Origin of the sequence: Ureibacillus massiliensis 4400831 = CIP 108448 = CCUG 49529 (assembly GCF_000772965.1) — a bacterium.
In the GTDB taxonomy this organism is placed as follows: Bacteria; Bacillota; Bacilli; order Bacillales_A; family Planococcaceae; genus Ureibacillus; species Ureibacillus massiliensis.
Window position 1 is genome coordinate 1 of sequence record NZ_JPVQ01000012.1, and the last position, 13,229, is coordinate 13,229.

Below are 13,229 nucleotides of genomic sequence, written 5' to 3' on the forward strand. Positions count from 1 at the left end.
AAAATCAACATTTATTAGCGATTTATATAAATTATTTTTGACAATACGAGGGAATAGAACAAGGTGGTTATATGGAAAACCCGTTATATAAGGGAGATGACAAAACAGGAGGCTACCAATTTTATGTTTATGATAGAGAGGGTGAGGAATGTTTTCGCTGCAAAACTTCTATTGTAAAGGAAGAAATCTCATCAAGAAAAACTTTCTTTTGTCCAAATTGCCAGCAATAAAAAGTATTTTGGAAACATATATTTTGGGGGATTTAACGGATTCCGCGGAGCTGGTGTATTAACAAATTAGTAGACGAACATAAAAAAACAGGTGAAATGTGTGTGTTATTTAATAACATTAGGGAAGATAAAGAATGTGGAGTTTGTATATATCTAACTCCACATTCTTATGATTTGAAACTAATTTTATGCAATCTCATTATGCTATTTGATAAAGGTTAATCGATTGTTTGAAATCCGATCAATTTTTACGTGGCAAACTCAAATCAAAGGATTCCTTAATAAGTTCGATTTTGCAACGTTCAATTGTTTCATGATTACTTAACGTTCGTTGCTACGTCTGCAATTAAAGTTAAGTATTCATCAATAGTGTATTGAATAGAAAGTGGGTTTGGGTTACCAGCAGCTGCTAATGGTGTATTGTCTTCGATAACGACAATGTTACCAGCAGCAATTGCAGGAACTTTCCCTAAAATAGGATCTGCTTGTAAAGCGGCTAATGTATCTTTAGTTCCATAAGTAATAAACAGATCTGTGTCGTTTAATACATCAGCATTTTCAGTACTTACTTGAATGTAAAAACTGTCATCTGTAATTAACTTTTTAATGCCTTCAGGATACTCCATACCTAAATCTAATAAGAATTCGCCACGTGGGTCTGCAGGTGTATAAATAAAGAAGCTTGATAAATCTGCTATGTTAAACATACCGAATGCAGCTTTCTTTCCTTTAATAACAGAGTACTCATTTGCTTTATCAGCGATTAACTTTTCTGTTTCGGCTACTAATTTCTTACCTTCTTCTTCCATGCCCATACCTTTAGCGTTTAATAATACTTGGTCACGCCATGGTGCTACCCAAGGAGTTTCTTCATAAGGTACAACTGGAGCAATTAAGCTTAATGTTTCGTATTCTTCTTGTGTAATACCAGAATAAGCAGCAAGAATAACATCTGGATTACTATCTGAAATTGCTTCAAAGTCTAAACCATCCGAATCTTGGTATACTGTGGGATTTTCTTCACCGAGTTCTTTTAATTTTTCAGCAGTCCAAGGTAATAAACCAGAATCATCTTGGATTCCGTAGTTTGCAGCAGAGAAACCTACAGGTACTACACCAAGTGCTAATACAACATCATGATTAGCCCAAGCTATAGTCGCAACTCGTTCAGGTTTTTCATGAATTGTTGTTTCACCAAAGGCATGCTTAATGACAATAGGGTACTCACTGTTGCTTTCTTTTTCAGTTGTTGATACATCAGCAGTGGATCCATTATTTGTTGAACTGTCATTGCCACAAGCGGCAAGAACCAAAACAAAGATGGAAGTAATTAAAAATAATAATGACTTGTTCATTATGAATAGCCTCACTTTATTTGTAATTCTTTCTTTTAATGATAAAGATTATCATTATCATTTATATGAATTTATCATACTCTAAATTTTGTCAATGTCAATAAGTTTTGAGAATGATTTTCAATTAGAATTTGCTTTTAAAAGGTAATTAGTTAATATAAAATGCGAGAAAAATCATCAAAATATCCATAAGTAAAAATCTCAATGTGAAACTTTAACCCAATTAAATCCCTTCCATTTCAAGACTGATTTCTGTTAGAATAATGATTCTGATCATCACAATATATTTTTCATTAATAATAGATGTCCAAGTGTTTGATAATAAGTTAAGATGCGTGATATAAGTGTAAAAGAAGAAAACCTTTTACTTATTTATTTCGAATATTCGTTAAAGTTGTACCTATAATGAGAGGATTTGAGTTTAAAATGATAGATAATTTCTGGCGTGATTTACCACGACCATTTTTTGTACTTGCACCAATGGAGGATGTAACAGATGTTGTTTTTCGACATGTAGTGAGTGAGGCAGCTAGACCTGATGTGTTTTTCACTGAGTTTACAAACTCGGATAGTTACTGTCACCCAGAAGGACACAAAAGTGTGCGAGGACGTTTGCTGTTTACAGAAGATGAACAACCAATTGTAGCACATATATGGGGAGATAAGCCTGAATATTTTCGACAAATGAGTATTGGAATGAAGGAACTTGGGTTTAAAGGCTTGGATATCAATATGGGTTGTCCTGTTCCTAATGTAGCATCTAAAGGAAAAGGAAGCGGGCTTATCCTTCAACCGGATCTTGCTGCAGAGCTAATACAGGCAGCCAAAGCTGGCGGATTGCCTGTAAGTGTAAAGACAAGGCTCGGTTTTACAGAAGTAGAAGAGTGGCGAGACTGGCTTACACATATATTGAAACAAGATATTGCAAATCTTTCTATTCATCTGCGTACAAGAAAGGAAATGAGCGCTGTAGCTGCGCATTGGGAGCTAATTCCGGAGATTAAAAAACTTCGTGACGAGATAGCACCTGATACGCTTTTGACGATTAATGGGGATATACCTGATCGTCAAACTGGGTTGCAGCTTGTTGAACAATATGGTGTTGATGGAGTAATGATCGGCCGAGGGATTTTTAAAAATCCATTTGCCTTTGAACAGGAGCCAAAGGAACATAGCAGTGAGGAATTGCTGGATCTTTTAAGATTGCATCTTGACCTCCATGATAAATATTCAGTAGAGTTAGAGCCACGTCCATTCACAGCCCTTCATCGCTTTTTCAAAATATATGTCAAAGGTTTCCGTGGAGCGGGTGAATTAAGAAATCAACTGATGAACACGAAATCAACAGATGAGGTACGTGCGATGCTTGATAATTTTGGGAAGAATGTTGATGGAATAGAGATAATAGAATGATGTAGTTTCAATATTAGATTACATTGTGAATTAAAGTGGCTATTATGAATCCTGAATTAAAATCGGATACATACTAGCCACTTTTTGTTTAATTAAATAGGGAAACTTGTTTAACTCCTTAGAAATAAATTAAACAGATGGTCTTAAGGTACTTAGACCTCAGATTGACAGTCTGTTAATCTATTAAATTATGGATAAAATGAATTCACAACTAATAAAATTCTATTTGGATGCAATCCATTACAGTAAATTAGTGTGCAATCATTTCATGTGCAATCGTATGTCCATCCATGTGCGCTGGATAATATGTTGGCCAATTTTCTACTTCCTTAAGTAATGCCGCTCGATCATCACCCGAATATAAATGGAAGTGACCTGATTTTTCTGGTGCGATAATATGATCACTAAATTGAATTTTATACGCTAATAGAGGACATTTCCTTTTGTCCATCGTTTCCACTGATAAATCCGTGAACTAAAAGGTTCTCGGATTTTTTTGTGTAGTATTTCAAGCATAACTTCCAGTCTGAAATTTGAACTCGAAAATTAAGAAGAATAAAAACATAGCAAAAAGCCACTATAAGTAAACGAAAATTAATAAATAGGGAGAGTAGCAATGAGAAGTTTAATACGAATCTTAATGGTTTTAGCACTAGTATTTGGTAGTTTAATGGGTAGTACAATCAGTGCAAATGCCCAAGTAGATTATCTTCCCAATGCGGGAGTTTTCATCAATGGGAAAGTGGTTGATGGAATTAATCCGATCAAAGAAAATGGCGTGTACTATTTACCGTTTGTCGATCTTGCCAAAATTTTAAATTACAATAGCATCAAGTTTGAGGAAAAAAACAGAGCCTACGAAATAACGGATGGCTCTACTATAATACGAATTGCATTAGGTGGGACAAGAGCGAAAAAAGGTAATGAATATGTAAACATTGAACCACCAAGATGGATTAACGAAACGGCTTATGTTTCTTTACATGCAGCAGGTGCATTATTTAACTCATATATCACATTCAAAAAGGAAAATGGTTCTATTCAAATCGAAAATCCTGCTACAAAATATGTAGTGCACTTAGGAGATACATTGTACAATATAGCCCGTATCCATCATATTAGCGTTGACGAGTTAAAAAGAATAAACAATCTTACTTCAAATTTGATTTTGGATGGGCAAGTATTAAAGCTACCAAGTCCTGATGCTTCCTCATCCAAAGGAGAAATAGAGCCGATAAAAGAGAAGGAACCAGTCAAAAATAATAGTAAGGATACTGTGGCTCAACAAATAAAGAATATTCTTGAAGATGCCAAGAAATACATCGGAGCAAAATATAAATTCGGTGCAACATTAGCAGAAGCGCCAAATTTATTCGACTGTTCATCCTTCACTCAATATGTCTTTGGGAATTTTGGACTACAGCTTCCTAGGGTATCTAGAGATCAAGCAAGCAAAGGTATAAATGTTCCGACGTCCAATCTAAAAGCGGGAGATTTAATGTTCTTTACAATGAATGACACTTATACGGATGGAAGAGTGGCCCATGTTGGAATCTATATGGGTGATGGAAATATGATTCATGCTTCTACATCAAAAGGTGTAATGATTACAACGAATGTATTGCAAAACACTTACTGGGCGAAAAATTATCTGTTCTCAAAACGAGTTATCCAATAATTTTCATTGTTAAAGAGCGTTTCCAAATTGGAGACGCTCATTTTTGTGAACTACCTCTACTATTTGTCTTTGTACTGCTTCTTTATCTTTTGATTTGCTTTCTTTTATAACTATTTGATATTTTGAGACAACTTTTTTGACATAAAAAAGGTATTAATATATGAGAGGAAAATTAGAAGGGCAGGGCAGTTTTTAGAAAGAAGGGAAGAAGACATTGTTCTAATTTTTTTCAGTTTAAAAAATGATTGAAGCTAGAAATATTGAAGGAGTATTAATGATGAAACCAACTAGACTATCGTATACAATTTTTATAACCCTTGGAATTACTTTAATTGCAGTGATGACATATTTTTATACTCAAGGTCATAACAAGAAGGAATCGATAGACAAGAAAGGGGAAAATGAGAAAATTGAACAATCCAAATACAATGGTGTAGAAATAATCACAAATACATATGAAGAAGATACATATCATAAGGCTATCCATTATCCTAAATTTGAAAAAGAATCATTAAATGAAGAAATAAAAAAATACGTTTCAAAGAAGGAACAAGGTTTCCATAACGAATTAAGCCAATATAAGAAAGATGCCTTAAAACAGCGACCTGCTCAAATGTATCTGACTTTTAATATATACCCAGCTATGGATCAACTTTATTCTATTGTATTTACCGAAGAAAGTTATATAGGCGGTGCCAATTCTCGCCAAAGCAACACAGTTTTTCTTGTAGACTTAAAAAACGAACAATTTATAAAACAAACTGAGATAATTAATAACACAAAAGAAAATAGAGAAAAACTATACAATCTTTTATTTAAAGCGTTTAAGCAGTCTGAGGAATACAGCTCCTTTCTAATTGAAGAAGATTTAAAAGGCTGGATTGAAAAGAAGGATAATAAGTTATTATCCAATATGTATTTAACGAATCAAGCAATCGTGTTTGAATTTGACAAATATGAGGTTACTGCTGGCGCTGCCGGAATGCCTAAAATTACTTTACCTTTTGAACAGGTAAGTGAAATAGTATCTGCTGAATGGCTTGATAGATTAAATTTACAAGATACCACTAATAACAATGAATCAGCCGAATCTAATGAGAACATAACGGAAAAAGAGGCAGATCAAGAAAAAGCGACGGAGGAAGATTTGACAAAAGACCCATCCTCTACAGAGAAAAGAGTTGCACTTACTTTTGATGATGGACCGCATCCCCAAAATACGCTTACTATTTTGGAATTGTTAGATCAACATGACGCTAAAGCAACCTTTTTTATGCTTGGTAGTAGGGTAGATTTCTATCCGAATATTGCAAAGAAAGTGGCGGAAGATGGTCATGAAATTGGAAATCATACATGGGATCATAAAGATTTAACGACACTTAGTCCAGAAAAAATCATACAGGAAATTCAAGACACAAATGAAATTATTTTAGAGGCAACAGGTTATAATACAACAGTTTTACGACCTCCTTATGGTGCGACGAATAAAGAAGTAGAAAATAGTGTAGATATAGCATCCGTTTTATGGACTATCGATACATTGGATTGGCAGTCTCATGAACCTGAAGCAGTACTAGAAATTGTAAAAGAGAATGTTAAAGATGGTTCAATCATTTTAATGCACGATATACATGAATCAACTATTAAAGCGGTGGAACTTGTTTTGAACTATTTAGAGGAAAATGGTTATAAGTGCGTAACTGTTTCTGAAATCCTATAGCTGAATAGTTGAAAAAAGAAAATGAGAAATCTTTAATCGGCGGTGTAAAAATGAAAATAAATTCGATGGAAAGGCTATTATCTATTCGAAGTTTCGCCCGGATTATCCCGAGCAATTAATAATCGACTTAATAAAAGAAAGTAAGCTGAATGTAAATTCCTCTATTGCGGACATAGGGGCTGGAACAGGCATTATGACCAAAAAATTTTTAGATCAAGGCTTTAATGTGTATGCGGTTGAACCAAATGAAGAGATGCGTATGGCTGCTAAAGAATATTTAAAAGATTACAAAGGCTTCATTCTAATTAATGGTTCTGCTGAAAACAAAACGTTAGATAATCAGACAATTGATTTAATCGTTGTCGCTCAAGCATTCCATTGGTTTAATATGAAGAATTTTCGAGAAGAGAGTCAAAGAATTTTAAAACCACATGGTAAAGTGGCTATTATTTCGAATGAACGTATAACGGAGGATACCATTAATAAAGAAATAGCTGAGACGTATTATAAATATTGCCCTAACTTTAAAGGATTTTCAAATGGATTAATGGGATCAACAGAAATTTACGATAACTTTTTTCTAGGCTCTTACACATTAAAAACCTATGATAACCCTTTAATTTATAATAAAAGTACTTTCATTGGTCGCCATATGTCCTCGTCCTTTTCATTAACGGAGGATGACCCCATGTATCCAATGCTTGTAGAATCGTTAAGTAATCTATTTGATAAACATAGTAAGGATGGATATTTAATCCTGCCTAATATTACGAAATGTTGGTGCGGGATTATTAACCGCTAAAATTAGTTTGAACTTCATTTTTTTGTTGACGCTCCTCATTTTCTATATCATAATGGATAAATATAATGCCCGAGCTTTACGGGAGAGGTTCATAGCTGATACCCTCTATAAAAAACTATGGAAACATGACATTACGCCATGTCCATAAAAGGACATGGCTTTTTTAATTGCTTCATAGTTTTATATAGCGATCTAGTTAAAACCTCTCTTGAAAAGTGTTGGGAAGCATTTTCAAGGAGGTTTTTTTATGTCTGGCCGAAAAAATACAGAAGGTTTGGAAGATTTAACACTATTAGGGAACCAAAATACACAGTATGCTTCAGATTATGCCCCTGAAGTTTTAGAGTCTGTCGATAGCCTTCATTCGAATCGAGATTATTTTGTAAAGTTTAACTGCCCAGAGTTTACGAGTCTTTGTCCAATTACAGGTCAACCTGACTTTGCGACAATTTACATTTCATACATTCCGGATAAAAAGATTGTAGAAAGTAAATCTCTGAAGCTATATTTATTTAGTTTCAGAAACCATGGTGATTTTCATGAAGACTGTGTGAACATCATCATGAATGATTTAATTAAGTTACTTGATCCACGATATATTGAAGTTTGGGGGAAATTCACTCCTCGTGGGGGAATTTCAATTGATCCTTGGTGTAACTACGGAAAGCCTGGAACGAAATTTGAAGAAATGGCAAATTACCGTTTAATGAATCATGACCTAAATCCAGAAAAAGTGGATAATCGATAATTATATAATCCTTTGAATAAGGAAGAGGTTTTAACTACCCTCTTAAAAAAACTAAGAAGAAACAGCATTTCTCTTAGAGTGCTGTTTTTTTCATTAAAGGAGTGCTTTATAGATGAAACAAGGAAAAGCAATCGTTGTGTTTAGCGGTGGTCAAGATAGTACGACTTGTCTTTTTTGGGCAAAGGAGCGATTCTCACAAGTAGAAGCAGTGACGTTTGATTATGGGCAAAGGCATCGTCTTGAAATTGAATGTGCAACACAGATTGCTAAGGAGCTCGGTGTGAAGCATCATATTCTAGACATGTCGCTTTTAAATCAGCTTGCACCTAATGCATTAACAAGAAACGACATTGAAATTGTAGACGGAAAAGATGGAGAGCTGCCTTCGACTTTTGTACCTGGTAGAAATCTTCTTTTCCTTTCATTTGCGGGTATTTTAGCGAAACAAGTAGGAGCAAAACACATAGTCACAGGCGTGTGTGAGACAGATTTTAGCGGATACCCGGACTGTCGCGATATTTTTATAAAATCCTTAAACGTAACATTAAATTTATCAATGGACGATTCCTTTGTCATTGAAACTCCATTAATGTGGCTGAACAAAGCGGAAACTTGGGAGCTTGCTGACGAGTTAGGAGCATTAGATTTTGTCCGAGAAAGAACGCTAACTTGCTATAACGGAATTATTGCTGATGGATGCGGGGAATGTCCTGCTTGTAAATTACGAAAAAATGGACTGGAAGAATACTTGGGCTTTAAGCAAGGGCTTTAAGGAATTTGGAATTCATGAAGGGTACACTGTGCAGTTATAGCTAAATGCCTTGTTTGTGAATAATTAATAAAGGAGAAAAATCATGAGAATTGTATTTTATTTATTATCTATTGTTATTGCAAATGTAGTAACAGCTAGATTCGCACCTTTGGAGTTAGGTGTATTTATCATTCCGATGGGGACACTTTTTGTGGGAGCAACGTTCATTTTCCGAGATCTTGTACAAAATAAATATGGTCGTGCGAAAACCTATTTATTTATTTTCATAGCATTATTTTTATCAGCAGGAGTTTCATTTTCACTGGGTGATACATTGATGATTGTAGCAGCATCGGCCCTTTCATTTTTAATCGCTGAAACTGCTGATACTGAGATTTATACAAGATTAAAATTACCAATGGCTTGGCGTGTATTTTATAGTGGAATTGTAGGAGGACTATTTGATTCGGTCGTATTTGTTATTGTAGGATTGAGTCCGCTAGGAGCAGGTTTTTTACCGTGGGAAGCTGTGCCAGCAGCTATCGTAGGGCAAGTAATCGTAAAAACAATCATACAAATGATTGGTGCTTTAATTTTAAATCAAATTCATAGCGTGAAAGAGAAGGATATGCTCTCAGCATAAAAGTTAGTAAGGCTTAGTTGAAATTATAAAAGGAAAAGAACGCATTTCTAATAGGGGAATCCGTTCTTTTATTTTTTATATGAAAGTGTATCATAATTTTTTGAAGTTAAATCCCTAAAAAATTATGAAGGTTGATTAACCTTTAGATGGCACAAATAGTGTGAACACTAATGCTACAATGGCCAAGATTGTCATGAAGTAATAGGCATCACTTGAACCTAAGATTGAAGCAAGTGTACGAATAGCTTCAAGCGTAGCATTTGGTGTTTCTTCTACCAATATTTCTGCATGGCTTGTAGATTGCGCAGTAAATATTGTAATCACCACAGCTGTCCCAATAGCACCTGCAATTTGACGTACTGTATTATTCACAGCTGTTCCATGTGTCACAAGAGTTTTTAAATTTTCTTAATGTTTTTATGATTTTGAATTGCGCGCGAATTAAATAGAAGAAAAACTCTTTTTTAATTAGTAATATAAACCTTCCTTCGTTAAAATTTATATTAAAACATACCTTGACAAAATGCTTATAAAGGAATAAGCTATACTATTGTAAAATAATATTTTGTAAATTTAATATAAATTTGATTAAAACTTTGTAAACTTTTTTAAGTTTTAATCGTTCTATACTAACGAAAAGAAATACGAGGTAGGTGTTAAAAAATGGAAGGTTTAATTAATAAGAAAGAGGGCTTTTTAAACAAGTTCTTTGGACTATATTTATTAGCTGTTTTAATGCTATGGATTAAAACATATATTACGCAGGCAACACAATTTAACTTAGGTGTTGAAGGATCACTTCAACAGTTCCTTTTATTTATAAATCCATTAGGATCTGCTCTATTTTTCCTTGGAGTATCATTTATTTTTAAAGGTCGAGGAAAGTATGTATTACTAGTTGTGATGTATACTCTAATGTCGATTCTTTTATACGCAAATGCTGTTTATTATCGATTCTTTAGTGACTTTATTACATTGCCAACAATCTATCAAACACAAAACTTTGGAGATTTAGGTGGTAGTGTTCAATCATTACTAATGCCTTATGATATTTTATTCTTTGTAGATGTATTTTTCTTAATTTACCTATGTTTAACTAAAAGAGTTAAAAAAGACTATAGTCGTATTGGCTATAAAAAAGCAATTGCAGTGATTGCATTTGTTGTCGGTATTTCTGCTGTGAATCTTGGATTAGCTAACGCTGATCGCCCACAATTATTAACTCGCGGTTTTGACAGAACTTATATTGTAAAGTACTTAGGAATGTATAACTATACGATTTACGACGCTACTGAAACGTTAAAAGCATCTTCACAAAGAGCTTTAGCAAATAGCGATGATATGACAGAGGTTATAAACTATACGAAGTCTAACTATGCGGAGCCTAATGAAAAATACTTTGGTGCGGCAGAAGGAATGAATGTTATTTATATTCATTTAGAATCATTCCAAAATTTCTTAATCGACTATAAATTAAACGGCGAAGAAGTAACACCGTTTTTAAATTCATTAACAAAAGATCCGAATACACTTTACTTTGATAACTTCTTCCATCAAACGGCTCAAGGTAAAACATCGGATGCTGAGTTTATGCTAGAAAACTCATTATTTGGTTTACCACAAGGATCTGCATTTATTACAAAAGGTCAAAATACGTACCAGGCAGCTCCAGCGATATTAAGTGATAACGGCTATACATCAGCCGTATTCCATGGTAATAGTGGTACTTTCTGGAATCGAAATGAAATTTATAAATCATTTGGCTATGACCATTTCTTTGATGCAAGCTATTATGATACAAGTTCTGAAAAAGATATGGCTGAATATGGTTTAATGGATAAACCATTTTTTGAACAGTCATTACCTCTTTTAGAATCATTACAACAACCGTTCTATACGAAATTTATTACGGTTGCGCATCATTATCCATATAAAATCGATCAAGAGTTAACGACAATCGGTAAAGCGAACACTGGTGACGCAAGCGTGGACGATTACTTCCAAACTGCACGATATGCAGATGAAGCGATTGAAGAATTCATCACTAAATTAAAAGAGTCTGGTTTATATGATAATACGATGTTAGTTTTCTATGGTGACCATTATGGTATTTCTGAAAATCATAATCGAGCTATGGAAATAATTATGGGGAAAGAAATTACACCATATGAAAGTGCTAATTTACAACGTGTACCATTAATTATTCATGCACCAGGAATAGAAGGTGGCGTTAACCATTCGTACGGTGGTCAAATAGATCTTCTTCCAACAGTGTTACATTTACTTGGTGTTGATACAAAAAATTATGTGCAATTTGGTACTGACTTATTATCAGAAGAGCATAATGAAGTAGTAGCATTTAGAAATGACGACTTTGTAAGTCCAACAATCTTCTCAATCGGCGGAAAATATTATGATGCTACAACTGGTTTACCTTTAGATGATAGCCAGTTGGAAAAAGCGGAAGAGTACAAAGAAGAAGTAGATTATAAATTGCAGTTATCGGATAAAGTTGTAAATGGTGATTTATTGAGATTTTATACACCAGCAGACTTTACTCCGGTGAATCCATCTCAGTTCAATTACAATAAAAAAGTATTAGAACCAACGATTACTCAATAAAATAACGATTGTTTTAGAAAAAGGAGTAGGTTATCGCAAATGGCTTGTGATAACCTACTCCTTTTAAGTTTGCAGAAATATTTTATAGTGATGTTTGAATTAAAAGAAGCCTTGATTCGAAAGCGATGGAAACCAAGGCATATCATAGAGAAGTAGCAAATTTTAAGAAGGAGCATTTGTTTCTACATTGGCAATATGCGACGGTAGGCTGTTTTGAATAAATATATAGGATTCTCTTACTTTGTTTATATAAGTTGTGGCTTTCCCTGTTCTTTGGAATCCAGTTATTCCCTTATTATAGGAGCTTAGTACAGCGTCTTCTAGAGCAACACCTGTTAAACCTTTTTCTTCCCAATAATCGTATAGATAATCTAACATGTATGTTCCCCATTGAATGTTTACATAGGGATCTAACGGGTCATTTGGTGTGCTTAATGTCTTAGACAACCACTCATGGTTAATCGCATTAATTTGGAAATATCCAAAATCAGAAGTAGCCCCAATAGCATTTGGATCAAACTTACTCTCATGCTCCATAACAGCTAATGCTTTTTCATAATCTAATCCATAGTCTATGCATAATGAGTATAAATATTCTTGATGTTCATATGGAAGTGGCAAGGCTTCGCTATAAGGGAATGAGGGCTGTGGTTCGGTGATCGATGTTATATTTTCTTGTGATTGATCGATTGTAGCCGCTACTTCTAATTGTTCGTTTGCCAATTCCTCTTCAACAATTGTTTCATCCAACTCTTCGTTTTCTAAAGGAGCGGACTCATCTTCGTTTTGTTCGTTTGCCAGGTCTATATTAATTGGCTCAATTGTAGATACTACTTGTATTGGTTCAATAGTAACCTCTTCATTACTCTGACTTTGTAATGGTTGTAATTCGTTCATCGAAGTTGCTTCTTTTGAATGTTCCTCTTTTGCTATAACTAGAATCATTGTGACGAAAACTAAACAAATTACTAAACTAGAGATAGTTTTCCATCGATAATTTAATATTAGTAAGTATAAATTTTTTACAAATCCAAATTTCATTCCTCGAACAACTTGAATCATTCTTTTCATGAAAAATAAAAAACCTCCTGAGTAACTAACTTTAATAAAAAATAGAAAACTAAAAATTTCCAACACTAGCATTCTTTTTAGTTATCATGGACAAGGTTTTTATTTTTTAAACACAAAAAAAGAGTAGGCTCTTTTCCTACCTAATAATGGATAGTTCTATTAATGAAAAAAATTTAAGAAACCGCCTACTCTCAAT

13 protein-coding genes and 2 riboswitches are annotated in these 13,229 nt (G+C 33.9%); of the genes, 9 read left to right on the plus strand and 4 right to left on the minus strand.

Annotated features, from left to right (window positions below):
• Positions 1-71: 71 nt before the first annotated feature.
• Complete coding sequence (locus tag CD30_RS19750) at positions 72-230, plus strand: zinc finger domain-containing protein (protein WP_084077733.1); 159 nt, start codon at positions 72-74, stop codon at positions 228-230.
• Positions 231-547: 317 nt separating this feature from the next.
• On the opposite strand, the gene CD30_RS08175 is transcribed toward CD30_RS19750, so the two are convergent.
• Positions 548-1,585: an iron-siderophore ABC transporter substrate-binding protein gene (locus CD30_RS08175; protein WP_036175096.1), complete on the minus strand. Its 1,038-nt coding sequence runs from the start codon at positions 1,583-1,585 to the stop codon at positions 548-550.
• Positions 1,586-1,990: 405 nt separating this feature from the next.
• On the opposite strand from CD30_RS08175, the gene CD30_RS08180 reads away from it, so the two are divergent.
• A complete protein-coding gene (locus CD30_RS08180; RefSeq protein WP_036175099.1) occupies positions 1,991-2,998 on the plus strand; it encodes a tRNA dihydrouridine synthase in 1,008 nt (335 codons plus the stop codon).
• A 250-nt stretch (positions 2,999-3,248) separates the two neighbouring features.
• Here the strand turns inward: CD30_RS08180 and CD30_RS08185 are convergent, their stop codons facing one another.
• Positions 3,249-3,449 carry a ZinT/AdcA family metal-binding protein gene (locus CD30_RS08185; RefSeq protein WP_036175103.1) on the minus strand — a complete coding sequence of 67 codons (201 nt, stop codon included), beginning with the start codon at positions 3,447-3,449 and terminating at the stop codon, positions 3,249-3,251.
• A 165-nt stretch (positions 3,450-3,614) separates the two neighbouring features.
• Here CD30_RS08185 and CD30_RS08190 point away from each other — a divergent pair, with 165 nt between their 5' ends.
• From CD30_RS08190 to CD30_RS08215, 6 genes are all read left to right on the plus strand, one after another.
• Positions 3,615-4,676, plus strand: coding sequence for an NlpC/P60 family protein (locus CD30_RS08190; RefSeq protein WP_036175106.1), 1,062 nt, complete (start codon positions 3,615-3,617; stop codon positions 4,674-4,676).
• Between the two features lie 277 nt (positions 4,677-4,953).
• Positions 4,954-6,396 (plus strand): polysaccharide deacetylase family protein, encoded by a 1,443-nt coding sequence (locus CD30_RS08195; RefSeq protein ID WP_036175109.1) that lies wholly within the window; start codon positions 4,954-4,956, stop codon positions 6,394-6,396.
• A 76-nt stretch (positions 6,397-6,472) separates the two neighbouring features.
• A complete protein-coding gene (locus CD30_RS08200; protein ID WP_408056748.1) occupies positions 6,473-7,198 on the plus strand; it encodes a class I SAM-dependent methyltransferase in 726 nt (241 codons plus the stop codon).
• A gap of 78 nt (positions 7,199-7,276) precedes the next feature.
• Positions 7,277-7,323: riboswitch (PreQ1 riboswitch) on the plus strand.
• A 122-nt stretch (positions 7,324-7,445) separates the two neighbouring features.
• Positions 7,446-7,946, plus strand: coding sequence for a preQ(1) synthase (gene queF, locus CD30_RS08205; RefSeq protein ID WP_036175115.1), 501 nt, complete (start codon positions 7,446-7,448; stop codon positions 7,944-7,946).
• An 18-nt stretch (positions 7,947-7,964) separates the two neighbouring features.
• A riboswitch (PreQ1 riboswitch) is annotated at positions 7,965-8,007 on the plus strand.
• A 51-nt stretch (positions 8,008-8,058) separates the two neighbouring features.
• The gene (gene queC, locus CD30_RS08210; protein WP_036175118.1) at positions 8,059-8,718 is read left to right on the plus strand and encodes a 7-cyano-7-deazaguanine synthase QueC; all 660 of its coding nucleotides are present in this window, start codon (positions 8,059-8,061) and stop codon (positions 8,716-8,718) included.
• An 82-nt stretch (positions 8,719-8,800) separates the two neighbouring features.
• Positions 8,801-9,340, plus strand: coding sequence for a VUT family protein (locus CD30_RS08215; protein WP_036175121.1), 540 nt, complete (start codon positions 8,801-8,803; stop codon positions 9,338-9,340).
• A gap of 135 nt (positions 9,341-9,475) precedes the next feature.
• Here the strand turns inward: CD30_RS08215 and CD30_RS08220 are convergent, their stop codons facing one another.
• The gene (locus CD30_RS08220; RefSeq protein WP_235802023.1) at positions 9,476-9,712 is read right to left on the minus strand and encodes a multidrug transporter; all 237 of its coding nucleotides are present in this window, start codon (positions 9,710-9,712) and stop codon (positions 9,476-9,478) included.
• Between the two features lie 291 nt (positions 9,713-10,003).
• Between CD30_RS08220 and CD30_RS08225 the strand changes: the two genes are divergently transcribed.
• The gene (locus CD30_RS08225) at positions 10,004-11,962 is read left to right on the plus strand and encodes an LTA synthase family protein (RefSeq protein WP_036175127.1); all 1,959 of its coding nucleotides are present in this window, start codon (positions 10,004-10,006) and stop codon (positions 11,960-11,962) included.
• Between the two features lie 162 nt (positions 11,963-12,124).
• On the opposite strand, the gene CD30_RS19435 is transcribed toward CD30_RS08225, so the two are convergent.
• The gene (locus tag CD30_RS19435) at positions 12,125-13,033 is read right to left on the minus strand and encodes a transglycosylase SLT domain-containing protein (RefSeq protein WP_052126099.1); all 909 of its coding nucleotides are present in this window, start codon (positions 13,031-13,033) and stop codon (positions 12,125-12,127) included.
• Between the last annotated feature and the right edge of the window lie 196 nt (positions 13,034-13,229).

Coding starts and splice junctions, on each gene's coding strand:
- CD30_RS08175 (WP_036175096.1), bottom strand. CDS start 1,585: ATGAACAAGTCATTATTATTTTTAATTACTTCCATCTTTGTTTTGGTT.
- queC (WP_036175118.1), top strand. CDS start 8,059: ATGAAACAAGGAAAAGCAATCGTTGTGTTTAGCGGTGGTCAAGATAGT.
- CD30_RS08180 (WP_036175099.1), top strand. CDS start 1,991: ATGAGAGGATTTGAGTTTAAAATGATAGATAATTTCTGGCGTGATTTA.
- CD30_RS08195 (WP_036175109.1), top strand. CDS start 4,954: ATGAAACCAACTAGACTATCGTATACAATTTTTATAACCCTTGGAATT.
- CD30_RS08225 (WP_036175127.1), top strand. CDS start 10,004: ATGGAAGGTTTAATTAATAAGAAAGAGGGCTTTTTAAACAAGTTCTTT.
- CD30_RS08190 (WP_036175106.1), top strand. CDS start 3,615: ATGAGAAGTTTAATACGAATCTTAATGGTTTTAGCACTAGTATTTGGT.
- CD30_RS08215 (WP_036175121.1), top strand. CDS start 8,801: ATGAGAATTGTATTTTATTTATTATCTATTGTTATTGCAAATGTAGTA.
- CD30_RS19435 (WP_052126099.1), bottom strand. CDS start 13,033: ATGAAAAGAATGATTCAAGTTGTTCGAGGAATGAAATTTGGATTTGTA.
- queF (WP_036175115.1), top strand. CDS start 7,446: ATGTCTGGCCGAAAAAATACAGAAGGTTTGGAAGATTTAACACTATTA.
- CD30_RS08185 (WP_036175103.1), bottom strand. CDS start 3,449: ATGGACAAAAGGAAATGTCCTCTATTAGCGTATAAAATTCAATTTAGT.
- CD30_RS19750 (WP_084077733.1), top strand. CDS start 72: ATGGAAAACCCGTTATATAAGGGAGATGACAAAACAGGAGGCTACCAA.